Source organism: Pseudomonas sp. NBRC 111119 (assembly GCF_001320125.1).
Taxonomy (GTDB): Bacteria; Pseudomonadota; Gammaproteobacteria; order Pseudomonadales; family Pseudomonadaceae; genus Aquipseudomonas; species Aquipseudomonas parafulva.
The window spans coordinates 25,989-48,871 of record NZ_BCAV01000053.1 but is presented as its reverse complement, the minus strand read 5'-3'; the positions used below and the strand labels follow the sequence as shown (position 1 = coordinate 48,871).

Sequence of the window (22,883 nt, the reverse complement as noted above, 5' to 3'; positions counted from 1 at the left end):
CTGTGAGAGGGTAATCACTGCGAATGAATCGCACTTCCACTCATTACACGGATGCGGCGAGCGATTACCTCACCCCCACACAACAGTTTTTTTGCGCAGCCGGCTACGGGCGGATCAGGGTCAGGCGCCCTAGCACCGTCTGCCGCTCGAAGCCGACCACCTTGCCGAGGGACTCCAGCGCCATCAGCGGCTCGGCAACCGGGAAGCTGCCACTGACCAGCCGTTGCCCCAGGGCATCGTCGAGCAGCAGGATTCGCCCAGGGTAGTAGCGCCCAAGGTCGTCCAGCACCTGCGCCAGCGGCGCCTGGGAGTAGTTCAGCCAGCCCTCGCGCCAGGCCAGGCGGTTGTCGCTGTTGACCATGACGGTATTGCCGACCTGGCCAGAGGCGTACATCACCTGCTGGTTGGCCGTGAGCTCACGGCCCGCGGCGCCTTGGGCCGGGCTTACCGCCACCCGGCCACTGCGTACCGTCACCTGCGCCCCGGCACCCTGGTCGCGCACCTCGAATTGGGTACCCAGCACGCGCACCTGCCCCCCTGCGGCGTCGACCAAAAACGGCTCGCCGGTGTGCGTCACCTGGAAGAACGCAGCGCCATGCAGCAACCGCACCCGGCGCTGACCCTGGGCAAACTGCACAGCGATCGCACTGTGGGCATCCAGGGTCACCTGGGACTGGTCGGGCAAGGTGACGTGCCGCACCTGCCCGGCGCTGCTGTAGTCGGCCTGCAAATCCTGAATCCAGTAGCCCGGCTGCCAGCCCCCGGCCATGCCCAACGCCAGCACCAGGCACGCCGCAGCGGCCAGCCCGGCCACCCGACGCCCCCAGGGCCGCCGGGGCACAGGCCGGGCCATGGCATCGAGGTAGCCTTGCAGGGCGTGCTGGTCTTCAGCGGCCAGGGCGGCGGCAACAGGCCCACTGTTGTGCCAGGCCGACTGGGCCTGGGCATAGGCCGCAGGGTGCTGTGGGTCGGCCAGCAGCCAGCGCCTGAACGCGGCGCCGTGGGCCTGCGCCGGCTGCTCGTTGATGCGGCCCAGCCACTGCGAGGCGGCCTGGAACTGCGCGTCGGTGATTGGCGGTAGACGGCTCATCGGTGGGCGCTCCCTGGCCGGCGTGGAGTGGACGCGGGCTCGGCAACACTGGCCTTGCACGCTTGCAGGGCGCGCATCATATGCTTTTCCACAGCGCTCTGGGACAGTTGCATAGCGCTGGCGATCTCGCCGTACTTGCAACCATGCACGCGGTTGAGCAGGAAGATCTGCCGGGTGCGTTCGGGCAGCGCCCGCAGGGCGGCCTCGATGCGTTGCAGGTCGTGGGCCACTTCCAGGGCCTGTTCGGGGGTTTGGCCTGGGCTGTGCTCATCGGCAGGCAACGCGCCTTCCGCTGCACGCTCGCGGCTGCCTTCACTGCGCAGGTGGTCGATGGCCAGGTTGCCGGCGCAGCGCAGCAAGTAGGTATCGAGCGCTTCTACCTTGACTTCGGGCCGCCCCCAGAAGCGCAGGAACAACTCCTGGACCAGGTCTGACGCCGTGGCCCGGCAGCCCACCCGGCGGCTGACCAAGGCCTCCATGCGCGCCCGCTGGGCCATGAAAACCTGGGTGAAGCGCACCCGGCTGCCGAGGGTGTCGGCAACGGGTTGTACCTCATCTTCAGGCTGGGCCACGGCATCAAACGGCGAACAGGGCCAATAACGGCCCCATCAGCACACTGACAGCGGCCAGCTTCAGCAGCAGGCGGGGCTGGTACGGCAAGACAAACACCCACAAGGTCACCCCCGCCATGATCACCGCCGCCCACTCCACCAAGCCGTAGGCCCAGCCACGCAGGTGCACGCTGAGCACCAGCGACAGCACCAGCAGCAACCAGCCCGCCACCTGCAGGGCCTTCAGTTGCCCGGGGCGCGGCTTGCGCCCCAGCAGGTCGCTGAAGTGTTTTTCCATGGCCAGGCACAGGGCTGCGAAGCCGGCGAAGGCGATCAGTGCATTGCCCAGCATCAGCTTGCCTCCGCAGGTTCGGTGGCCGCATTGCGGGCAGCGCGCGGGGTGCGCTTGGCGGCCACCTTGGGGGTGCGCAGCATCTTGCTGGCCAGCCAGGCCAGGAACACACCGCTGGCCAGTGCCGTGAGGTCAAACCCGGCCATGGTCCAGTCACCGGTCTGCAGCGAGTTACCCAGCCCACGGTCGGTGGTAAGGGCGTTGAGCAGGGGCAGCAAAGCGAAGGCCAATGCCCCCAGCGCCAGTTGCTCGGCCCAGGCCCGTCGGCCGCTGCGCAGCACGGCATGCACCAGCGACAGGCCCCAGCTGATGAAGAACACGTTGACCTCCCAATCCCCCCGGCCTTCGAGCGTGGCTGGCAGCAAGCGGTTGGCCCAGAAGAAACTGGCCACAGCCAGCAGCAGGCCACTCATGCTGGCGATGTTGAGCACTTCCACCAGCCGTAATTCCATGGGTAAGTGCGGGCTTTTGGCGTGCTTGAGCTGGCGCTTGCCCAGCCACATCACCAACCCGGTGCCGATCACTGCCGTGCCGGCCAGGCCGAAGAAGAAGTACAGCCAGCGCAGCCACGGGCCGGCGAAGTTGCCCATGTGCAGCCCGGCAAAGCTGAACGCAGTCATCATCGCCCCGCTCTCAGGCTTGCCTTGGCCCAACAGCGCGCCACTGGCGCCGTCGAAGGTCCAGTTGGCGCTGCGCCGGTAGGCGACATGGTCAGCTGCCGATTGGGACAAGGTGACCCGCGCATTGCTGTCGCCCGGGTTTTCCACGCGAATGTTGCCCACCCGGGTGCCCGGCTGCAGCGCCTGCACCTTGGCGTACAGGGCAGGCAGCGGGGTGAGCGGCGCGGCAACCTGGGCGGCGGCCGGTGTTTCATCGCCACCGAACAGGTCATTGAAGTACTTTTCGGTGTCGTTGCCGTAGTGGGCCGTGATGCCCGCTGGCATCACCAGGTACATGAACAGCACCAGGCTGCTGTAGCTGATCATCAGGTGGAACGGCAGCACCAGCACGCCAATGGCGTTGTGCCCGTCCAACCACGAGCGCTGGCCTTTGCCTGGGCGGAAGGTGAAGAACTCCTTGAAGATCTTCTTGTGGGTAATGATGCCGGTGACCAGGCCCAGCAGCATGATCAAGGCGCAGAAGGTCGACAGCCAGCGGCCAAACGGGTGCGGCATCTGCAACTGGAAATGGAAGCGGTAGAAGAACTCGCCACCCCGGCTGTCGCGGGCCTCGACGGGCTGGCCGGTCTGGGTATCGAGGGTCTTGCTGACGAAGCCGCGCCGCCCGCCGTTGGGGTCGCGGTAGCCCACACTTAGGGCCGCTTCGCGGTCGCTGGGCATGCGGATGAACCAGGTGCTCGACTGTGCGGCATTTGCCTGCAGGTAACGCTGGGCCATGTCCAGGGCCCGGGCGGGTTCCACGGCATGGCTGCGGATTTCTGGCTGGGTCCAGTGTGTGATTTCGTCTTTGAAATACGTGAGGGTGCCGGTGAGGAAGATGGCAAACAGCAGCCAGCCGAACAGCAGGCCTGTCCAGGTGTGCAACCAGGCCATGGCCTGGCGGAAACCTTCTTTCATGGGGTTTTCATCCCGTAGGCAAGGGCGCTCAGCACACCCATCAATACACCCGGCGCCAGCACCCCCAGCCAGGCTTGCCAGGCCGTGCGGCAGGCGAAGCACCAGATGAAGGCCAGCACGTAGAACACAAACGACACCATCAGCCCGACCAGCGTGGCATCGACCGCGGCGAGGGGTGCCAGCAAGGCGATACAAACGCTGGCCACGGATGCCAACGCATAACCCCCGAGCAGCGCAGCCAGGCTGCGGGAAGCCACGGCCAGGCGGTAGCTGAGCGTGATGCCGGCGGTTTTGCGCGTCATGGCGAGGGTCCGGGTGTTAGCGAGTGAGCAATAATAATGATTTGAATTCTCATAAGCAAAGCTCGTTTGTCGGCCCTCGCCGGCCGCTGTGCACGGCAACGGATTGCACCGCTATCGCAGCACAAATATAATGCGAACAATTATTACTACCAGTCGCGCCGTCGGCGCCGAGGTATGCCGGTGCCAAGCGCGCTCACATCCACCGTCGAAGGCCTGTACAACGCCCATCACAGCTGGCTCACCGCCTGGTTGCGCCGCCGCCTGGGCTGCCCGCACAGCGCCGCCGACCTGGCGCAGGACACCTATGTGCGGCTGCTGCAGGCGCGTGAAGCACCGCAACTGGCCGAGCCACGGGCATTCCTCACTACCGTGGCCAAGCGGGTACTGTGCAACCACTACCGCCGCCAGGAACTTGAACGTGCCTACCTGCAGGCACTGGCGCAGGTACCTGAAGCGGTAGCGCCAAGCGAAGAGCACAAGGCGATCATTTTCGACACCCTGCTTGAACTCGACCGCCTGCTGGACGGCCTGGCGCCGCTGGTCAGGCAGGCCTTCCTGCTGGCGCAGGTCGATGGCCTGGGCCAGGGCGAGATTGCCCGCAAGCTGGGCATTTCCCTGGCCACGGTCAAACGCTACCTGAGCAAGGCGGCGATGCGCTGCTACTTTGCCCTGTGAACCCGACATTTTCCCGGCGGGTGGCTGAGCAGGCCGTGCACTGGTTGGTGGAATCCCAAGGCGACGCGTTCGACCAGTCGCAGCAGCGGGCACTGGAGTGCTGGTTGCTGGCAGACGTGGAACATCAGCGGGCCTGGGCACATATCCAGCGGGTCAACCAGCGCATGCGTAGCGTTGCGGCCCCGGTGCTGCACGCCACCCTGCAGGCGCCGCCCTCGCCCGCCCGGCGCCGGGCCATGAAAGCCCTGCTGCTGGCGGCGCTGGCCAGCGCTACTGGCCTGGGCCTTCAGCAGCACAACCCGTTGCCCGGCCTGATGGCGGACTACCGCAGCCCGGTGGGCCAGCGCCGCCGCCTGCCGCTGGCCGATGGCAGTGTTTTGCAGCTCAATACCGGCAGCGCTGCCGATGTGCAGATCGACCTGCAGCAGCGACGGGTGCGGCTGCTGGAGGGCGAGCTGGCGCTGCAGGTGGCCAGGCAGGCGCGGCCGCTGCTGTTGCGTACCGCCGAAGGCGACCTCCGCCTGGATAGCGGGCGCTACAACGTGCGCCAGTTCCAAGGCTACAGCCAGGTGGCTGTGTTCGATGGCGTGGCGGATGCCGACGGTCATTTGCTGGTGGCCGGGCAGCAGGCGCGCTTCAGTGGCGCCTGGCACGGGCAGGCCCCGCTCGACCGCAATGTCGGGGCATGGGTGGAAGGCATGCTGGTTGCCTCGCAGATGCGCCTGGCAGACTTCCTGGCTGAGCTGGGGCGCTATCGCCATGGCCAACTGGGCTGTAGTGACCGGGTTGCAGACCTGCGCCTGTCGGGCAGTTATCCGTTGAATGACAGCGAGCGCATCCTCGACATGCTCGAGGTGGCGCTGCCTGTGCGGGTGCGCCGGTTTACCCGCTACTGGGTCAAAGTGGAGCCTGCCCTCGGCTGAAGCCGGTCGTGCCCTGTTGGCTGCACAGCAGCCGCAAAAAAATCCCCCATGCAGTGAGCCATTTTCCCAACCTCGCGTGACAGACATGGCAACTCCACTCTTTTCAGGACCCGCCCCATGCTGCTGCGCCCTCGCCCACTTGTTCACGCTATGCTGCTGGCCACCACCCTTGGCCTGGCCGTGCCCGCCGCCCAGGCTGAAAACCGTAGCTACCACATCGCCCCCGGTGCACTCGAAGACGCCCTCAACCAGTTCGGCCGCGAGAGTGGCGCGCTGATTTCGTTTGGCTCGCACGTGACCGCTGGCCTGCGCACGCAAGGCCTGCAAGGTGAGTACGACATGCGCCAGGGGCTCGACGCGCTGCTGCGCGGCAGCGGCCTGCAGGCCCACCAGGAGGCCGACAACGCCTTCAGCCTGCAACCGGTCGCCACCACCACCGCCAACGCACCCCTGGAGCTGGGCGCTTCGACGGTGGTGGGTGACTGGCTGGCCGATGCCCGTCAGGACAATGTGTTCGAACACCCAGGCGCCCGGGATGTGGTACGCCGCGAGGACTTCGAACGCAGCGGCGCCACCACGGCCCGTGAGGTGCTCAACCGTATGCCCGGCGTGAACGCACCGGACAACAACGGTACTGGCAGCCACGACCTGGCACTGAACTTCGGCATCCGCGGCTTGAACCCACGCCTGGCTTCGCGCTCGACCGTGCTGATGGACGGCATCCCGGTGCCCTTCGCGCCCTATGGCCAGCCGCAACTGTCGCTCGCGCCGTTGAGCATGGGCAACATGGACGCCGTGGACGTGGTACGCGGTGGCGGGGCCGTACGCTATGGCCCGCAGAACGTCGGGGGCATCGTCAACTTCGTTACCCGCGCGATCCCAGAGCAGGCCACGTTCAAGGCGGCCATGCAGAACCAGATCAGCCCCTCGTCCAGCCACGACGGCTTCAAGAACACGGCCAACCTGCTGGTCGGTGGCACCAACGACAACGGCCTGGGCGGTGCCCTGCTGTACTCCGGCACCCGGGGTGGCGACTGGCGTGAACACAGCGACACGCAGATTGACGACCTGATCGTCAAAGGCAAACTGCAACTGGATGAAGCCAACAGCCTGCATGCAATGGCGCAGTACTACGAGGGCGAGGCCGACATGCCGGGCGGCCTGAGCAAGGCAGCCTTCGACGCCGACCCTTACCAGTCGACGCGCCTGAAAGACCGCTTCTGGGGGCGTCGCACCCTGGTCAACGCAGGGTATGACTACAAGCAGGACGACCGCCAGTTCAGCATCAACAGCTTCTTTACCAACACCCTGCGCAGCGGCTACCTGGACCAAGGCAATTTCGTTTCGCTGTCGCCTCGCGAGTACTGGGTGCGCGGTATCGAAACGCGTTTTTCCCAGGGCCTGGCCCTGGGCGACAGCTGGCATGAGGTGGGCATCGGCTACCGCTACGTGAACGAGGCCGGCCACGAGCTGCGCTACCGTGAACCGGTAAACGGCAGGCTGCCCAGCACCGCCAGCCGCAACGACCGCGACACCCGCGGCAGCACCGAAGCCCACGCCCTGTACCTGGACGACCGCATCGACATCGGCCGCTGGACCATCACCCCGGGCATTCGCTACGAAATGATCGATTCGGCCCAGAACAACAACCTCAGCGGCCAACGCTACCAGGGCAGCTACAACACCGCCTTGCCAGCGCTGAACGTGATGTACCACCTGACCGACGCCTGGAACCTGTACGCCAACACCGAAGGCTCGTTCGGCAGCGTGCAGTACAGCCAGATGCCGAACCGGGTCAACAGTGGCGAGGTCAAGCCAGAGAAAGCCCGCACCTGGGAGGTGGGTACCCGCTACGACAGCGGCGACCTGCAGGCTGAGATCGGCGCGTTCCTGATCAATTTCGACAACCAGTACGAAAGCAACCAGACCAATGATTCGGTGATCGCCCGTGGTGAAACCCGTCACCAGGGCATCGAAACCAGCGTCCGCTATGCCCTCGACGGCCTGAGCCCGGCGCTGACCGGCTTCGACGTGCATGCCAGCTACGCTTTCGTCGACGCCACCATCCGCGAGGACGGGCCGAACAAGGGCAACCAGGTGCCGTTCTCGTCCCGGCACAAAGGCAACCTGGGCGTGGGCTACACCCAGGGGCCCTGGCAACTGAACCTGGACGGCAGCTTCCAGAGCGCGCAGTACGCCGACAACGCCAACACCGGCCCTGAAAGCGCCGACGGCAGCACCGGCCGCATCCCGGGGTACGGGGTGGTGAGCACCCGCGCCGGCTACGATTTTGGCGCGCAGCTGGCCAACCTCAAGGTCGCCGTGGGGGTGAAAAACCTGTTCAACCGCGAGTACTACACGCGCTCCTATGACGACAACAACAAGGGCAAGTACGTGGGCGAACCCCGCACCTTGTATGTACAGACGTCGGTTGAGTTCTGAAGCCAGACGGGCGAACGGTGAGACCAGGTAGATGGCAGCAGCGTACTTTGCAACAAGAAATTTATTTTGCCAAAGGGCTTGAATTCGTCATCCAGTTGCCTGACCTTAGAGTCAAGAGGCGCAGAAATTCCAGGGGTCTCAAGGACCTAGGCGCGCCTCCATGCGAGCAAGCTGAATAAGGATTGAATCATGCAAATCCAGGTCAACAGCAGCAACCATTTCGAAAGCAACGCCCGGCTCGACCAGTGGGTACGCAGCACACTGCAAACCTCGCTGGAACGTTACGAAGAAGACCTCACCCGCATCGAGGTCCACCTGCGCGACGAGAACGGCGCCAAGCCCGGACCGCATGACAAACGCTGCCAGATGGAGGCTCGCCCCAAAGGCCACCAGCCGATTTCCGTGACCCACACTGCCACTTCGGTCGACCAGGCAGTCGACGGCGCAGCCACCAAGCTCAGCCACGCCCTGGAACATTTCTACGGCAAGCTGCGCAGCAAGCGCGGCACGCTGGAGCTAGTCGACCCGGAAGCCTGATGGTGTGAATGTAAGGGGGCCCCGCCCAATGGCCCCCTTACAACCTGATGACATCGCATTATTTTTTTACAGGTACCGATAAACGGTCCTGAACCCGCCCCCTCCCCCGCCAGTCAATTTCTGCATTGTCCCGTTGCAGAAGCACGCCCATGACCAACCCATTTGCCAGCATCAACGACGCATTCAGCCCGCAGTTCCGGGTCAACCTGAGCATCGAGGCGCTTGATGGCAGCATCATGCTGACCCTGTCCGACGACTCGGGCGTGGCGGCCAAGCGGCTGATCAGCAAGGCACAGCGCAATGACCCGGTGCGCCTGCAGCGCGTCATCGACAGCATTCGCCTGGGCCTGGCCATCGACCGCAGCCAGAACCCGATGCAGGTGTTGGCCGCACTGACCCGCGACGGGGCTGCCCAACAGCGCCACGTAGTTGCCAACTGAGGGTTACTTGCCCTCCTCCACATTGCGGCCGTTGGCATCCAGCACCTTGGTGGACGGGTAGCGGTACGACGCGTAGCGCACCACCAGGATGGAAAACGCCAGCAGCAAAATGCCCCCGCACAGGTACAGCAGCCCCACATCCGGCGCCTTGTGGTGCGACACGTCCCCGATCAGCAAGCGAGTGAGCGCGGTGATGGCCACGTAGAGCAGAAAGCGAATGGGCATGTGGTTGGTCTTGAAATAGATCCCCACCATCGCCCCAAGCTCCAGGTAGATGAACAGCAGCAGGATGTCATCGACGCTGATGCCGCCCTTGCCCAGCATGTCCAGAAAGGTCACCACGGCAGCATAGGCCGTGATCGCACCAATGCCGAACAGGGCCAGGTAATGGAACGCCTCCACGCACAGGTTGCCCAGCGAGTCGGCCGAACCATGCAGGCCCTTGCGCAGTTTCTCTGCCCATTTGATGTTCACGATGTTCCATTCCCCGATACGTCTTGAAGGATGATGCGTCACCGGTGTGACGCTTGTGCCATGCAGTTAAAGGGCCAGGCCCTTGCCTTGGAAGGCGGCTGATTGCCGCAGGGCACGCCTGGGCGCCTGTGAAGAACGGGCTTGCGCGATGCAACCAATGCCATTACTGTATATAGATACAGTAAACCAGCATAAAGGCATAGAGGTGATGAATGGCCGTCGAAGTGGTGTACCGCAGCAGCCGCGACCCGGAGCGCTTGTTCATGGATAAGGCCGAAGCAGACCGTCACGACAAGATGCTCGAACTGGCGGAGCGCCTGGCCGAGGTGCTGCACAAGGCCGTGCCGTCGTTGACTGAACAGCAGGTGGAAGAAGCCGGCATCTACATGGCGAAAAACCGTGACGTATTCGCCCGTGCTTTCAAGAGCCAGCCTGATGCACTGGCAGAACTGCTCGAAGGCAGCGCCGCCGAATAAGCCAGGCTGCGCCCTGCATTGCAGGGGCAGGCCAACACGCCGTCAGGTATACAGCAAACGCTCCGCCAGCGTTTGCGCAACCCGTGCCGGCGAGCGCTTTTCGGCCTGAGCATGGCCGAATACTTCGGTGAGGCGTGCAGGTATGCGCGCAATATGCGCAGCAATAGCCGCACTGTTCTCGCCTGCATGGGTGAGGGCCACATGGATCAGCCCCCCGGCATTGATGACATAATCTGGCGCATACAGAATACCGCGGGCTTCAAGCTGGTCAGCCACCTGCAGGTTGGTCAGCTGATTGTTTGCCGCCCCCGCCACCGCCGCGCACCGCAGTTGCATCACGCTGTGCCCGTTCAGCACCGGCCCCACCGCACAGGGGGCGAAGATGTCGCACGGGGTGCTGGCCAATGCATCATGGGCCACAGGGTGCGCATCCAGCTGCTCCACCGCCAGGCGCACCCGGCCCGGGTCCAGGTCGCTCACCAGCAGTTCGGCACCTGCAGCGTGTAGCTGTTCCGCCAGGGCATAGCCCACATTGCCCAACCCCTGTACCGCCACGCGCAGCCCTTCGAGGTTGTAGCTGCCCAGCCGTGCATAGGAGGTGGCCCGGAGCCCGGCAAATACGCCGAGCGCTGCGTGGGGCGACGGGTCGCCACAGGCGGTGGTGCTGGTGACGTGGGGGGTGCCTTGGGCGATGCAGTCCATGTCGAGGGTGGATGTGCCACTGTCCACGGCAACCACGAAGCGCCCCTGCAAGGTATCGATGAAGCGGCCAAGCGCCTGGAACAAGGCGGCGCGGTTTTCCACGTGGGGGTTGCGCATGACCACCGCCTTGCCGCCACCCAGGGCGAGCCCTGCCAGCGCGGCCTTGTAGCTCATGCCCTGGGCCAGGGCGATGGCGTCGGTCATGGCACTTTCATCATCGGCATAGGGCAGGTAGCGGCAACCACCCATGGCAGGGCCCAGCCGCTCGTTGTGGATGGCGACCACGGCTTTCAGGCCTGTCTGTGGGTCGTTGAACAGGTGCAGTGACTGGGTACGGGTGCTTTGCATCAGCGCGAACATCGGCCTGGCCCCCATGAAGTGCTGCAGTCAGTATAGGCACCTGCAGCGCACCCGGCGGCTCACCGGACCACTGGACTAAACCCTCCGTGCGGCCAATACTCAAGCGTGTGTGGAGAAGCCCATGAAGCCACGTCAAGCCTGCCTGGCCTGCCTCGACCGCCAACCGGTCGCCCTGCTGGAAGCCGCCCTGTGGATTGCCGCCGAGCATGACCCCGGCGTCGAGCCGGGCGCTGGCCTGGCCACAGTGCAGGGCCTGCAATTTGAAATCAGCAGCCATTTGCCGATGCTGCCCGTCAACGAACTGGCCCAGCCCTTGTTGCGTCAGCTCGCTGCCCTTGGCTTCCAGCAGGATGAGTACCTACCGCTGCGCCCCCATGCCGCCCTGATGAACCAGGTGCTGCAGCGCCGCAGGGGCCAACCCCTTACTTTGGCCCTGCTTGCCCTGGAGCTTGCGCAGCGCTTGTCCATTCCGCTGGAAGGGGTGAGCTTCCCTGGCCATTTTCTGCTGCGGGTGCCTGGCGCCGACCACCTGCTCGACCCTTGCGGCGGCAGACGCCTGTACCCCAACGACTGCCGTGAGCTGTTGATACGCCAATACGGCCCCGGGGTGACGCTGTCGGGTGAGCACCTGTTGGTGGCCAGCCCGATGCAGATGCTGCAACGCCTGTCACGCAACCTGCGACAACTGCACGCCAGCAACGATGCTCCGCTGGCGGCGTTGATCGATGCCGAGCGGGTGATGCAAATGGGGCCGGTGCAGGTGGGTGATTACCTTGCCCGGGCCAATTTGTATCAGGTACTCGATTGCCCGCAAGCCGAACGCTTCGATCTTGAACGGGCCATGCTGCTGACCGAGGACCCTGTTCAGCAATTGACGCTCAGCAAACGCCTGGCTCAGTTACCCAGCGGCAAGCGCTCCATCCACTAGACAGGGGCATCAGGCTGGCGCGACGGGTGTGCCTGCTGAAATGCCGGATGCTGCCCGGCCAGCGCAGCCACCCGACGGATACGCGGATACCGCGACAGGTCAACGGCAAAGCGTTCGGCCGCATAAAGCTGCGGAATCAGGTACACATCCGCCATACCCGGTGCGGTCCCGAAGCAGTAGCCGTGGTCACTGATCAGTTGCTCGACGGCAGCCAGGCCCTGAGTGACCCAATGCCCAACCCACTGGTTGACCTGTACCTCCCCGTGCCCGGCCTCGCGCAGCCGGTTGAGCACAGCAACGTTGTGCAGCGGATGAACATCGCAGCCGATGATTGCGGCCACCCCACGCACCCTGGCGCGCGCTGCAGCATCAGCCGGGAGCAACGCGGGATCGGGGTAGGCTTCCTCCAGGTATTCGATGATTGCAGGCGACTGCACCAGCAGTTCACCCTGATCGGTGCGCAGCGCCGGCACCCGCCCCTGCGGATTGAGCGCAAGGTACCCGGCCCCCCGCTGCTGGCCCTGCAACAGGTTGACCGGCACCGCCTGCCAGCCCAGCCCCTTGAGCCCCAGCGCGATGCGTACCCGGTAGGACGAGGTGGAACGGTAGTAGGTATACAGCTCCATGCCTCTGCCCCTCAGTTGGCTGCGACGACCGTGCCGCGGCATTCGCCGAAACCGATACTGGCCGAACCCTCGCGCCGGCAGCGCGCACGCAGGATGATCTCGTCACCGTCCTCAAGGAACGTGCGGACCTCACCGTTGGCCAGCTCCACCGCCTGTTTGCCACCTTCGGTGATTTCCAGAAGGCTGCCGTACGAACCTGCCGTCGGCCCCGACAGCGTGCCCGAACCAAACAGGTCGCCCGGCTGCAACTGGCAACCGTTCACGCTGTGATGGGCCACCAGCTGCGCGGCTGTCCAGTACATGCTGCGGGTATTGCTCAGGGTCAGGCGATGGGGGGCCTGGCCTTCGTTGCGCATGCGCTCGGTGAGCAGCAGCACTTCCAGCTCGATGTCGAATGCACCGGCAGCCTGGTCCTGGGCGCCGAGCAGATACGGCAGCGGTTGCGGGTCACCTTGCGGGCGGGCGGGCTGTGCGCAGCGGAACGGCTCCAGCGCTTCGGCCGTTACCACCCAGGGCGAAATGCTGGTGACAAAGCTCTTGGACAGGAACGGCCCCAGCGGCTGGTACTCCCAGGCCTGGATATCCCGTGCCGACCAGTCGTTGAGCAGGCACAGGCCGGCGATGTGTTCCCCCGCCTCGCCGATGGGAATAGCCTGGCCGATGTCATTGCCCTGGCCAATCCAGATGCCCAGCTCCAGTTCGTAATCCAGCCGTGCGCAGGGGCCGAAACGGGGTTCGCTGTGCCCGGCAGGCAGCGTCTGGCCCTTGGGCCGGCGCACGTCGGTGCCAGACGGGCGAATGGTGGAGGCGCGGCCGTGGTAACCGATGGGCACGTACTTGTAGTTGGGCAGCAGCGGGCTGTCGGGGCGGAACAGCTTGCCCACATTGGTGGCATGTTCGATGCCCACGTAGAAGTCGGTGTAATCGCCGATCTGCGCTGGCACGTGCAGCTGGCAATCATTGGCAGGATAAAGCGCCGGCTTCAACGCTGCCTGGTGCTCGCTGTGCTCGCCCAGCAGTTCCAACAGTCGACCGCGCAAGGCCACCCGTGCGTTGCGGCCCAGTGCAAAGAAGGCATTCAGGGCGCCACCCGCCGTCGCCTCGGCGGCAGCCTTGGCCTGGCCATGGAAAAGGCCCGCGGCAAGTACCGCTTGCAGGTCCAGGATGGCATCGCCGATGGCTACGCCGCAGCGCCTCGCCTCACCCGGCCGGCTGAAAATACCCAGCGGCAGGTTCTGCAACGGGAAGTCTGCGTGCCCGTTGGCATGTTCGACCCAGCTGCGGGCCATGACGGTGTGGTTCATGCTTATCTCCGGTTCGGGTTGAACGTGCTGGGCAAGGTGGCCCAGCAGCTGTCGTAGTCGGCCTGCAAGTGTGGGGATGCCAAGGCCTGCTGACTTGGGCGCAGCACCTGGCTGGTCTCGAACATGAAGGCCATGGTGCTGTCGATCTTGTGCGGCGCCAGGTCGGCAGCGATGGCCTTGCTGCACGTGTCGGCATCCGGGCCATGGGCGCTCATCACCCCATGCAGCGAAGCACCCCCGGGCAGGAAACCCTCGGCCTTGGCATCGTAGGCACCGGCGATCAGGCCCATGAATTCGTTCATCAGGTTGCGGTGGAACCACGGTGGCCGGAAGGTGTTTTCGGCCACCATCCAGCGCGGCGGGAAGATAACGAAGTCCATGTTGGCCAAGCCGTCCACGCTGCTCGGCGAGGTGAGCACAGTGAAGATGGACGGGTCGGGGTGGTCGAAGCTGACCGTGCCCAGGGTGTTGAAACGGCGCAGGTCATATTTGTAAGGGACGTTGCTGCCATGCCAGGCCACCACGTCCAGCGGGGAATGCTGAAGCTCGCAAGCCCAGTGCTCGCCCAGAAACTTCTGCACCAGTTGCACCGGCCCCTCCAGCGCTTCGTAATGTGCCACCGGGGTGAGGAAGTCCCGGGGGTTGGCCAGGCCATTGCTGCCAATTGGCCCAAGGTCGGGCAGGCGCAGGGGCGCCCCATGGTTTTCGGCAAGGTAGCCCCGGGCCTGGCCGTCCAGCAGTTCCACCCGAAACTTCATGCCCCGGGGGATCACTGCAATCTCCAGCGGCTCTACCTCCATCACACCCAGCTCGGTGGCGATGCGCAGGCGGCCCTGCTCGGGCACCAGCAACAGCTCGCCGTCCGCATTGAAGAACACGCGCTGCATCGAACGGTTGGCACGGTAGACGTGCACGCTCACACCCGCCGGTTTATCGGCAGGCCCATTGGCCACCATCGGCAGCCAGCCTTCGATGAAGTCAGTCGGCTCTGCGGGGATAGGCTGCGGGTTCCAGCGCAGGCGGTTGGGGGTGACAGCCCCCAGTGGCGTGGCCAGCGGCTGGCGGGCCAGGCGCTCGAAGCGAGGGTGCAGCGCCGAAGGGCGAATGCGGTACAGCCAGGTACGGCGCAGCTCGCTGCGGGCCATGGTGAAGGCGGTACCCGACAGCAGCTCGGCATACAGCCCATAGGGGGCCTTTTGCGGGGAGTTCTGCCCCACTGGCAGGGCACCCGGCAGCGCTTCGCTGGCGAACTCGTTGCCAAAGCCACTCAGGTAGTGAAGGTCGGGTGACAGCTCGCGGTCCATCGGTGCCTCCGGGCTCTGGCAGAGCCTGTTCGGGCAGTTGCCGGCAGGGTCGTGGGGCCGCCAGCAGGTCTGCATTGTTATTATCGTAATCAGATTACGGATAACGTAATTTGCCCCGTGCCTGGCGTCAAGCTATAAAGGCCCGACTGAAGACTGCAGAAGACGACACCCCATGGCCCGTGCCAGCACCTCCACCGACAATGGCAAGCAGAAAGTCCGCTCGGCGGAGGTGGGTACCGACATCCTCAAAGCCCTGGCGCAGCTGTCCCCCTCCACGTCGTTGTCACGCCTCGCCGAACATGTGCAGATGCCTGCGAGCAAGGTGCACCGGTACCTGCAGGCCTTGATTGCCAGTGGCTTCGCCGAGCAGGATGCCGCCACCAACCACTACGGCCTGGGCCGTGAAGCCCTGCGGGTGGGCCTGGCGGCGTTGGGCAGCATCGACGTGCTGAAGATCGCCGCCCTGCCGCTGTCGCAGCTGCGCGACGCGCTGAACGAGAGCTGCTTCATTGCGGTATGGGGCAACCAGGGCGCCACCGTGATCAGCATCGAACCGGCGGTGCGGGCGGTTACCGTGGTCACGCAGATCGGCTCGGTGCTGCCGTTGCTTACTTCGTCCACCGGGCTGGTATTCGCTGCCCACCTTCCCCAGCGCGAAACGGCCGAATTGCTTGAACGAGAGCTTGCAACCCTGCAGCAGGGCGCCGAGCACTACCACGGGTTGCTGGCCGGGATCCGTGAGCGGGGCCTGCACCACGTGCATGGTTTGCTGATGCCAGGGGTGGATGCCTTGTCTGCCCCGGTATTCAACGCCATGGGGCAGATTGCAGCGGTGATGACGGTGGTGGGGCCTACCTCGATGTTCCATGCCGACGAGCACGGGCCAGCCGCCCGGCAGTTGCTGGCGGCCGCACGCGAGGTGAGCTGGCGCATGGGGCATGCCACTGAAGCCTGAGGGCCGGCTGCACTGTTGCCCCTGATGTAAAGGTGAATGTCGCAAGTGGCTATTTTTCTCGGCGGATCAAGTGCTTATTCTTGAACCACTGGCCGGCCTGATGGGCTTTCCCCCCGCTTTTCAGGCATGCCGGAACGACGTTGATTTTGAAGCTCCTTGATCTGACGTCTCGATTGACCGCTGCGGCTTGCAGCGGTTTTTTTTGCCTGTTCACAGGCTGCCGACCACGCATCGCCCTAGGACCATGCCACCTGCTGAAGGGTGCAGCGGTCTATCTGCTCTCGAAATGCAAGGTAATGACGCAGCACCTGCACCGGCGCCTCGTTATGAGGGTAATGGCCTATACCTTGGAGCAGCACCACGTCGGCATCCGGCACCAGCTGCCGGTAGCGTTCAGCCATATGGGCGCCACACAGCGGGTCTGCCGCACCATTGATGAGGCGCAGCGGTACGTTGACACCCTGCAGCGCATGCACCCAGCGATCACGGTACGCCCTGGCCTCTGGTACATAATTCGCCAGCTTGTGCAGAATGCGCGTACCCCGGTTGGCCGCCACCAGGCTCCACAGATCATCCAGGGCACTCTCGCTCGGGTGGGTGCAGGGGCCGTATACCCGCGTCATGTTGCGCACCAGGTCATCACGCCCGAATGAGCGCGCCACCAGCCAGCCCACCCGGCTCAGCAGCAGTTTCTGCAACAGCAACAGCCGCGCATGCTCCGGGAACAGCCCGCTGTTGAGGAAGACGCAGCTGGCAATGTTGGCACGCTGCTCGCGGTGCCGGGCCAGCAGTTCCTGGGCGACACTGCCGCCGTAGTCGTGAGCCAGCAGGTGCACAGGCTGCGCCACGTGCAGATGGTCGAGCAGTGCCTGTTGCAGGTCAGCCTGGTGCATCAGGGTGTAGGCGTGGTCAACGGGTTTGGCCGAGTCGCCGAAACCCAGCATGTCGCAGGCAATCACCCGAAAGCGCTGCGACAATGGCCCCCACAGGTAGTGCCAGTCCCAACTGGCCGTGGGAAAACCGTGTAACAAAAGCAGGGGCGCTCCTTGCCCTGCGGTCCAGTAGCGGATGCTCTGGCCCCGGAAAGTGAAACTCTGTCCCCGGGTACGCCAGACGCACAATGGAATTTCGGCCATAGGCATCGGAAGGAACCCGGTTAGTCAACGTGATAGGGCAAGGCTGCGGTCATTGCATGTCACCTCGGCACTTACATGTGCTCTCTGATCGAGGCTGAGTCTAGCCAGCCGCCCTGCGCCTGGAACTTGCGTTGCCAGCCAGCTTGATGACTGAGCGAGTCAGTGGCACGAACGGTCAGAGCAACAGCGCCAGCAAGGGCGCGGCGCACAGGTTCAACAGCCCGGTCAGCACCATCACCAGGCCGGCCACCGAACCCTCTTCGCTGCCCACTTCCTGCGCCCTGCTCACCCCTGCACCATGGGCCCCCACGCCGAACAGGGCACCGCGGGCCAGCGGCGTGCGCAGGGGCAACCAGCGCAGCAGCACACCCCCGAACAGGGCACCGAGCACGCCGGTGAACATCACGAACACTGCGGTCAGCTCTGGCACACCGCCCAGGTCCTGCGCCAGGGGCATGGCGAACGGCGTAGTAATCGACCGCGGAACCAGCGACAGGCTGGTGGCAGTGTCCAGTGCCAGCAGATGAGCCAGCCCCCAGGAACTGGCAATGGAAGCACTGCTGCCCACCACCATGCCGATCAACAGTGCAGGCCAGTGCCGCGCCAGCAGGGCACGCTGTTGCCAGATCGGTACGGCGAACGCCACGGTCACAGGGCCCAGCACACCCATCAGCCAATGGGTATTGCGGGCATATTCGGCATAGGCCGTGTGCAAGGGGATGGCCACCGCCAGAAGCAGCACGGGCACCAGTATCAATGGCGACAACAGGTAGCGCCCGCTGCGCCGATACAGCCAGCGGCTGCCCAGGTACGCCAGCAAAGTGAGCAGCAGCCAGAACAGCGGCATCGGTTCAAGGCTCACGGTGCAGGCTCCAGCGGCAGACCCATTCAACGGTCAGGGCGGTCACCACCATGACCACCAAGGTACTCAGTGCGATCACCAGCAGGATGCGCCAGCCCTCGTCGCGCACCAAGGCGCCATAATCCAGCAGGCTCATCAAGGCGGGGATGAAAAACAGCAGCATCTCGGCCATCAGCCAGCCAGCGCCCAGTTGCAGCATAACGGGCTTGAGCACGCCGCAGGCGAACAGCAGCAACAGCAGCGCCAGGCCCATGACGCCACCGGGTATAGGCCAGCCTAGCCACGCAGCCAGCTTGCCACCTAGCAGGAACAGGGCGCCAATCACGGCCATTTCCGCCAGCAGGCGCAACGTCTTTTTCAGTAGAGCGGTATTCATGCTGTTAGTCCTCGACAGGCCTGCCATTGTAAAAACTGCCTCCCTAGGCCAAAAGCGAATTGTTAGACTTGACGCCATTCCATAATGGAATCGAGAAAGATGGAATTCAAACAGCTGCGAAGCTTTATCGAAGTGGTGCGCTGCGGCGGATTTACCCATGCCGCCCAGGCGTTGCATATCAGCCAGTCTGCGGTCAGCAAGCAGGTTGCACAGTTGGAGCAAGATGTGGGCCAGCCATTGCTGGAACGCCAGGCCTCGCAACTGCACCTGACCAGCGCCGGGCGCGTGGTACTGGAGCGTGGCGAAGCCTTGCTGCGCCAGCGCCAGGCACTGCTGGACGAACTGGACGCGCTCAACCAGATGGGGCGTGGCGAGTTGCGCCTGGGCTTGCCGATGTTGGGCAGCGACGCCCTGTTCGCGGGCTTGTTCGCCGAATACCGGCGGCGCTATCCGAACATCGCCATTCAGTTGCTCGAGGGCGGCAGCCTTAGCGTCGAGCAGGCCGTGCGTGAGGGCGAACTGGAGCTGGGCGGCAGCCTTACCCCCAGCGACCAGGGGTTCGAGTATCAACCCTTCTGCAACGAGCCACTGGACGCCCTGCTACCGGCCAGCCACGAGCTGGCCAGCCTGGAAAGTGTGACGTTGCGGCAACTGTCCGACACACCGTTTCTGCTGTACCAGCGCAGCTTCGTGCTCAACGACCGGCTGCTGAAGGCCTGCCAGCAACAAGGCTTCACGCCCAGGGAGGGTGGGCGCAGCGGCCAGGCGGACTTTCTCGCCGCCCTGGTGGCGGCAGGCCAGGGTGTGGTGCTGCTTCCCCGCGTGGTGGCCAGGGCGCTGGAGCGCCCTGGCGTGGTACGGGTGCCACTGTGTTCACCCTCAGACCTGCGTTGGGACATTGCCTTCATCTGGCGACGTGGGGCGCACCTGTCGCGGGCGGCACAGGCCTGGCTGGCCTTGTTGCGCGAATGCCCCGCCCTGGTATCGGGCAAGGGCTGATACGCACAAGGGCCGATCAGGCCTTCAACGCGTCAGCGAGGTCGGCCAGCCAAGGCTCGGCATCGGTTTCGGGCGTTACGGTCTCGCTGGCATCCAGGCGCAACATCGGTTGCACCTCCTGCACGCCAAGCTCGGCAAACAGTTCGCGCATCTGCTCGCCGCCGCCGCAGTAGGTGTCGCCATAACTGGAATCGCCCAGCGCTATCACCGCGCCCGGCAGCCCGCGCCACGCGGCTGGCAGGGTGTCGCGGATGCTGCTGTACAAGGGCATGAGGTTGTCCGGCAGCTCACCCATGCCGGTGGTGGAGGTCACGGCCAGCAGAGCGTCCGGGGCGAACGCCTGGATATCCTGCAAGGTGCTGCGCGCCGCGTACCAGGCCTGCAGGCCAGCAGCCTTCAACAGTGACTCGGCGTGACGGGCGACTTCTTCGGCGGTGCCGTACACCGACCCGGAAATAATGGCGACTTTCATCGGGGAGAGGATTCCGAAACTGAGTGAAAACGTAGGATACTAGCACCCGGCGCTGGCAAAAGGCCGCCTCTCTTCCGGATGCTCCCCCACACGTAGCACCTTCACACGCGATGCGCCGTGCGGTGGCTGCACAGCGCGTTCGTCCGAAACCTGGGCACTGCAGCTGAACCAAGGCGTGTACGGGCAGTCAATCGGTTTGAAGAACCCTCACCTTCGAGTTTCATCATGCAAGAAGACGTGCTCTTGACTCAGGATGAACTGGATTATATTCAGGACGTCCAGCAGTCGCCGCAGTTCGATGTGGCCGATGCCTTGCCCAGCCTGCTGGTCAATGGTGACAGCCGTGTCCAGAACTTGCTCACGCGCCTGGTGGCCGACGAGCAGGTGACCCTGCAAGCACATTTCAACAATCAGCAGATCAGCTTTCCGCTGCAGGTGATCGAAGACGAGTTTCATACCCTGCACCTGCAACTGGGGGCACCGGAAATCTACGAAGATGGCCCCAGGCTGCGCCCGTGGCGCCTTCCCCTGGACCACCCCATCGCCCTGCTGAATGCCGATGGGCAACCGAGCGGGCTGTGGGTGTGCGACATCTCCTTCAAGGGCGTGCTGGTGGAATTGCGCGGCCTGCCGGAAGCCCCCGACCAGTTTGAACTTCAATTCGCCCCCGGCGACATCGAGCCCATCGAGTTGAAAGGCACGCAGCGGCGGCAGATAAACGGCACCAAAGCCGCTTACCACCTTGGCCGCAGTGCCGCTGAGGACATCGAGCGCCTGCGCGACTACATCCTCCAGGCCCACAGTCGCGTGCACCCGGAGCTGCATACGCAGCCAGCCGCCTGACCCCTGCGCAACCCGTGATGCCAGCCGCCTGGCGGCCGATGCTTGCCAGCGCCACCACATCAGCGATAATCCGCGCCCAATTCTTGCATGCATGCCTGTGTCGCCCACCACCCCGGTCGACATAGCCAGGGGCCAGCTACCCGCCAGCCCCGTTGTCTGGAGATACACGATGTCTACCCCACCCGTTACCCTGATGGTGTCGCGCCGCGCCGCTCACGGCCGCTACCAGGCGCTGCTGGCCTGGCTGCACGAAGGCGAACAGCTGGCCACCGACTTCCCCGGCTACCTGGGCTCCGGCATCCTCGCACCGCCCAGCGATGGCGACGAATTCCAGATCATCTTCCGCTTCAGCGACGAGCCCACCCTCAATGCCTGGGAGCATTCCGCGTCGCGACGCGCCTGGCTGCAGCGCGGCAACGGTTTGTTCGAGCGCCCCAGAGAGACGCGCGTCAGCGGCCTGGACGACTGGTTCGGCACCAGCCTGGTGCGCAAACCGCCGCGCTGGAAACAGGCCGTGGCCATCTGGCTGGCGTTCTTCCCGGTGTCGCTGGCGTTCAACCTGGTGTTCGGCCACTGGCTGGCCAGCCTGGGCATCGTGCCGCGCATCTTCCTCAGCACCCTGGCCCTGACGCCGTTGATGGTCTACCTGTTCATCCCCTTGTCGACGCACCTGCTGGCGGGCTGGTTGCACGCTTCCCCCACCTCGGCCCGGCCCGCGCCCCAGGCCTCGCGCAGCCGCTGAGGCCAGGCCACGCATACGGCAGGCAGTTCGGGTATGCTGGGCGGCAACCAACGACAGATAAAGTTGACCGCCCCGAACATGAATAGCCCCATCCTCATTACCGGAGCCAGCCAGCGTGTCGGGCTGGCCCTGGCCGTGGAACTGGCGCAGGCCGGCCACCTGGTGGTCAGTGCCAGCCGCAGCCTTCTGCCCCAGGCGGCCCACCCCAACATCGTGCAGTTCCAGGCCGACCTGTGCCAGGCTGCCGACCGCGAGGCGCTCATCCAGCACCTGCGCAGCGAATACGATGGCCTGCGCGCCATCATTCACAATGCATCGCTGTGGCTTGACGACGGGCTGGACCACCTCGAAACCATGTTCCGCCTGCACGTGGAGGCGCCCTACCACCTCAACCTGGCGTTGGGCGATTTGCTGGCCAAGGTGGACAAGGCGGACATCATTCACGTCTGCGACGAAACCTCCTCGCGTGGCAGCAAGAGCCACATCGGCTATGCCGCCACCAAGGCCGCCCTGCAGAACATGGTGCTGTCGTTTGCTGAAAAGTACGCCCCCACGGTGCGCGTGAACGGTATCCTGCCCGGGCTGCTGATGCTCAAGGAAGGCGGCGACGACGACTACCGCCGGCAAACCCTGAAAAAAGCCCTGCTGGAATTCGAACCCGGTGCCGGCCCCTTGATCGAAACGGTCAAGTACCTGCTGGCCAGCCAGTACAGCACCGGCAGCCAGGTGGTCATCAACGGTGGCCGCCACCTGAAGAACCGCATGATCTGAGAGAAGCCCCATGACCCCACAGCAACAGCTCGAACTTGAAGCCGCCGCCTTCCGGCGCCTGGTCGAACACCTGCGCGCACGCACCGACGTGCAGAACATCGACCTGATGAACCTGTCCGGTTTCTGCCGCAACTGCCTGTCCAAGTGGTACAAGGCCGCAGCCGATGAGCGCCAGGTTGACCTGAGCCTGGATGATGCCCGCGAGGTGGTGTACGGCATGCCCTACGCCGAATGGAAAGCCCACTACCAGAAAGAAGCCAGCGCCGAACAACAGGCCGCGTTCGAACAAGGAAAACCCCGTGACTGACCTGAACACCCTGCGCACCCGCCTGGCCAGCGGCCAACACGCTTTCGCCGACACCCTGGCGTTTGTTGCCGAACACTATGACTACCAGCCCCAGGCATTCGACAACGGCGGCCTGCACAGCGCAGCCGGGCAGAACGAAGGCTCCTGCAAGACGCTGGGCCTGGCACTGCTGGAAGGGTTGAGCGATCAGGAAGCGTTGCTGGCATTTGGCGAGCATTACCGCGACGTAGTAGCCACCCCGGAAGGCAGCGACCACGGCAACATCCGGGCACTGATCAAGCATGGCCTGGCGGGCGTCACCTTTGCGGCGCAGCCCCTCACGCGCAAAGCGTGAAGCAGGCCGGCCCCGCCTTGTTG

At 64.6% G+C, this 22,883-nt stretch carries 28 protein-coding genes; 14 read left to right on the top strand and 14 right to left on the bottom strand.

Annotated features, from left to right (window positions below; translation table 11 throughout):
• Window positions 1–103: 103 nt before the first annotated feature.
• The 5 genes from APH25_RS19400 to APH25_RS19380 all read right to left on the bottom strand — a co-directional run bounded on the left by APH25_RS19400 (window position 104) and on the right by APH25_RS19380 (window position 3,872).
• Window positions 104–1,090: a FecR domain-containing protein gene (locus APH25_RS19400; RefSeq protein ID WP_060483056.1), complete on the bottom strand. Its 987-nt coding sequence runs from the start codon at window positions 1,088–1,090 to the stop codon at window positions 104–106.
• On the bottom strand, window positions 1,087–1,587 hold the full coding sequence (locus APH25_RS19395) for a sigma-70 family RNA polymerase sigma factor (protein WP_236404157.1): 501 nt from the start codon (window positions 1,585–1,587) through the stop codon (window positions 1,087–1,089). Before APH25_RS19395 ends, APH25_RS19400 begins: the two co-directional genes overlap by 4 nt.
• A 79-nt stretch (window positions 1,588–1,666) precedes the next feature.
• Window positions 1,667–1,993 (bottom strand): DUF3325 domain-containing protein, encoded by a 327-nt coding sequence (locus APH25_RS19390; protein ID WP_028633285.1) that lies wholly within the window; start codon window positions 1,991–1,993, stop codon window positions 1,667–1,669.
• Window positions 1,993–3,570, bottom strand: a complete 1,578-nt coding sequence (locus tag APH25_RS19385) for a PepSY domain-containing protein (RefSeq protein ID WP_060483055.1) — start codon at window positions 3,568–3,570, stop codon at window positions 1,993–1,995. The genes APH25_RS19390 and APH25_RS19385 overlap by 1 nt, the downstream gene beginning before the upstream one ends.
• The gene (locus APH25_RS19380) at window positions 3,567–3,872 is read right to left on the bottom strand and encodes a DUF3649 domain-containing protein (protein WP_028633287.1); all 306 of its coding nucleotides are present in this window, start codon (window positions 3,870–3,872) and stop codon (window positions 3,567–3,569) included. Before APH25_RS19380 ends, APH25_RS19385 begins: the two co-directional genes overlap by 4 nt.
• Window positions 3,873–4,046: 174 nt before the next feature.
• Here APH25_RS19380 and APH25_RS19375 point away from each other — a divergent pair, with 174 nt between their 5' ends.
• From APH25_RS19375 to APH25_RS19355, 5 genes are all read left to right on the top strand, one after another.
• Window positions 4,047–4,547 (top strand): sigma-70 family RNA polymerase sigma factor, encoded by a 501-nt coding sequence (locus tag APH25_RS19375; RefSeq protein ID WP_028633288.1) that lies wholly within the window; start codon window positions 4,047–4,049, stop codon window positions 4,545–4,547.
• The gene (locus APH25_RS19370) at window positions 4,544–5,470 is read left to right on the top strand and encodes a FecR domain-containing protein (RefSeq protein ID WP_060483054.1); all 927 of its coding nucleotides are present in this window, start codon (window positions 4,544–4,546) and stop codon (window positions 5,468–5,470) included. The genes APH25_RS19375 and APH25_RS19370 overlap by 4 nt, the downstream gene beginning before the upstream one ends.
• 117 nt (window positions 5,471–5,587) lie before the next feature.
• Complete coding sequence (fecA, locus tag APH25_RS19365) at window positions 5,588–7,912, top strand: TonB-dependent Fe(3+) dicitrate receptor FecA (RefSeq protein WP_060483053.1); 2,325 nt, start codon at window positions 5,588–5,590, stop codon at window positions 7,910–7,912.
• A gap of 189 nt (window positions 7,913–8,101) precedes the next feature.
• Window positions 8,102–8,449 carry an HPF/RaiA family ribosome-associated protein gene (locus APH25_RS19360; protein ID WP_028633291.1) on the top strand — a complete coding sequence of 116 codons (348 nt, stop codon included), beginning with the start codon at window positions 8,102–8,104 and terminating at the stop codon, window positions 8,447–8,449.
• A 149-nt stretch (window positions 8,450–8,598) separates the two neighbouring features.
• Window positions 8,599–8,889 carry a DUF3509 domain-containing protein gene (locus tag APH25_RS19355; protein ID WP_028633292.1) on the top strand — a complete coding sequence of 97 codons (291 nt, stop codon included), beginning with the start codon at window positions 8,599–8,601 and terminating at the stop codon, window positions 8,887–8,889.
• A gap of 3 nt (window positions 8,890–8,892) precedes the next feature.
• Here APH25_RS19355 and APH25_RS19350 read toward each other — a convergent pair whose 3' ends face one another.
• Entirely contained in the window at window positions 8,893–9,363 is a 471-nt protein-coding gene (locus APH25_RS19350) for a phosphate-starvation-inducible protein PsiE (protein ID WP_028633293.1), read from the bottom strand.
• 212 nt (window positions 9,364–9,575) lie between these two features.
• Between APH25_RS19350 and APH25_RS19345 the strand changes: the two genes are divergently transcribed.
• Window positions 9,576–9,839 carry a YebG family protein gene (locus APH25_RS19345; RefSeq protein ID WP_028633294.1) on the top strand — a complete coding sequence of 88 codons (264 nt, stop codon included), beginning with the start codon at window positions 9,576–9,578 and terminating at the stop codon, window positions 9,837–9,839.
• 42 nt (window positions 9,840–9,881) lie between these two features.
• Here the strand turns inward: APH25_RS19345 and APH25_RS19340 are convergent, their stop codons facing one another.
• Window positions 9,882–10,901: a Glu/Leu/Phe/Val dehydrogenase dimerization domain-containing protein gene (locus APH25_RS19340; RefSeq protein WP_060483052.1), complete on the bottom strand. Its 1,020-nt coding sequence runs from the start codon at window positions 10,899–10,901 to the stop codon at window positions 9,882–9,884.
• 121 nt (window positions 10,902–11,022) lie between these two features.
• On the opposite strand from APH25_RS19340, the gene APH25_RS19335 reads away from it, so the two are divergent.
• Window positions 11,023–11,829, top strand: coding sequence for a transglutaminase family protein (locus tag APH25_RS19335; RefSeq protein WP_028633296.1), 807 nt, complete (start codon window positions 11,023–11,025; stop codon window positions 11,827–11,829).
• Here the strand turns inward: APH25_RS19335 and maiA are convergent.
• Genes maiA through hmgA form a run of 3 tightly spaced genes read right to left on the bottom strand, consistent with a single transcriptional unit; the run spans window position 11,826 to window position 15,063 of the window.
• Window positions 11,826–12,455, bottom strand: a complete 630-nt coding sequence (gene maiA / locus APH25_RS19330) for a maleylacetoacetate isomerase (protein WP_028633297.1) — start codon at window positions 12,453–12,455, stop codon at window positions 11,826–11,828. The two genes, APH25_RS19335 and maiA, sit on opposite strands and share 4 nt — an antisense overlap.
• Before the next feature lie 11 nt (window positions 12,456–12,466).
• Window positions 12,467–13,759 carry a fumarylacetoacetase gene (fahA, locus tag APH25_RS19325; RefSeq protein ID WP_060483051.1) on the bottom strand — a complete coding sequence of 431 codons (1,293 nt, stop codon included), beginning with the start codon at window positions 13,757–13,759 and terminating at the stop codon, window positions 12,467–12,469.
• Between the two features lie 2 nt (window positions 13,760–13,761).
• Window positions 13,762–15,063 carry a homogentisate 1,2-dioxygenase gene (gene hmgA, locus APH25_RS19320; RefSeq protein ID WP_060483050.1) on the bottom strand — a complete coding sequence of 434 codons (1,302 nt, stop codon included), beginning with the start codon at window positions 15,061–15,063 and terminating at the stop codon, window positions 13,762–13,764.
• A 172-nt stretch (window positions 15,064–15,235) separates the two neighbouring features.
• Here hmgA and APH25_RS19315 point away from each other — a divergent pair, with 172 nt between their 5' ends.
• Entirely contained in the window at window positions 15,236–16,018 is a 783-nt protein-coding gene (locus APH25_RS19315; protein ID WP_060483049.1) for an IclR family transcriptional regulator, read from the top strand.
• A 236-nt stretch (window positions 16,019–16,254) separates the two neighbouring features.
• On the opposite strand, the gene APH25_RS19310 is transcribed toward APH25_RS19315, so the two are convergent.
• The 3 genes from APH25_RS19310 to APH25_RS19300 all read right to left on the bottom strand — a co-directional run bounded on the left by APH25_RS19310 (window position 16,255) and on the right by APH25_RS19300 (window position 18,392).
• Window positions 16,255–17,160 carry an alpha/beta fold hydrolase gene (locus tag APH25_RS19310; protein WP_060483048.1) on the bottom strand — a complete coding sequence of 302 codons (906 nt, stop codon included), beginning with the start codon at window positions 17,158–17,160 and terminating at the stop codon, window positions 16,255–16,257.
• Window positions 17,161–17,329: 169 nt separating this feature from the next.
• Entirely contained in the window at window positions 17,330–18,016 is a 687-nt protein-coding gene (locus APH25_RS19305) for an LrgB family protein (protein WP_060483047.1), read from the bottom strand.
• A complete protein-coding gene (locus tag APH25_RS19300) occupies window positions 18,006–18,392 on the bottom strand; it encodes a CidA/LrgA family protein (protein WP_060483046.1) in 387 nt (128 codons plus the stop codon). The genes APH25_RS19305 and APH25_RS19300 overlap by 11 nt, the downstream gene beginning before the upstream one ends.
• A 99-nt stretch (window positions 18,393–18,491) precedes the next feature.
• Between APH25_RS19300 and APH25_RS19295 the strand changes: the two genes are divergently transcribed.
• Window positions 18,492–19,391: a LysR family transcriptional regulator gene (locus tag APH25_RS19295; RefSeq protein WP_060483045.1), complete on the top strand. Its 900-nt coding sequence runs from the start codon at window positions 18,492–18,494 to the stop codon at window positions 19,389–19,391.
• Between the two features lie 16 nt (window positions 19,392–19,407).
• On the opposite strand, the gene APH25_RS19290 is transcribed toward APH25_RS19295, so the two are convergent.
• Window positions 19,408–19,863 (bottom strand): flavodoxin, encoded by a 456-nt coding sequence (locus tag APH25_RS19290; protein ID WP_060483044.1) that lies wholly within the window; start codon window positions 19,861–19,863, stop codon window positions 19,408–19,410.
• A gap of 225 nt (window positions 19,864–20,088) precedes the next feature.
• On the opposite strand from APH25_RS19290, the gene APH25_RS19285 reads away from it, so the two are divergent.
• The 5 genes from APH25_RS19285 (at window position 20,089) to APH25_RS19265 (ending at window position 22,860) form a co-directional block, all read left to right on the top strand.
• Window positions 20,089–20,706 carry a PilZ domain-containing protein gene (locus APH25_RS19285; RefSeq protein ID WP_060483043.1) on the top strand — a complete coding sequence of 206 codons (618 nt, stop codon included), beginning with the start codon at window positions 20,089–20,091 and terminating at the stop codon, window positions 20,704–20,706.
• A 169-nt stretch (window positions 20,707–20,875) separates the two neighbouring features.
• The gene (locus tag APH25_RS19280) at window positions 20,876–21,448 is read left to right on the top strand and encodes an antibiotic biosynthesis monooxygenase (protein WP_060483042.1); all 573 of its coding nucleotides are present in this window, start codon (window positions 20,876–20,878) and stop codon (window positions 21,446–21,448) included.
• Window positions 21,449–21,481: 33 nt separating this feature from the next.
• A complete protein-coding gene (folM, locus tag APH25_RS19275) occupies window positions 21,482–22,219 on the top strand; it encodes a dihydromonapterin reductase (RefSeq protein ID WP_060483041.1) in 738 nt (245 codons plus the stop codon).
• A 10-nt stretch (window positions 22,220–22,229) separates the two neighbouring features.
• Window positions 22,230–22,526, top strand: coding sequence for a DUF1244 domain-containing protein (locus APH25_RS19270; protein ID WP_028633309.1), 297 nt, complete (start codon window positions 22,230–22,232; stop codon window positions 22,524–22,526).
• Window positions 22,519–22,860, top strand: coding sequence for a HopJ type III effector protein (locus tag APH25_RS19265; RefSeq protein ID WP_060483040.1), 342 nt, complete (start codon window positions 22,519–22,521; stop codon window positions 22,858–22,860). The genes APH25_RS19270 and APH25_RS19265 overlap by 8 nt, the downstream gene beginning before the upstream one ends.
• The last annotated feature ends 23 nt before the right edge of the window (window positions 22,861–22,883 follow it).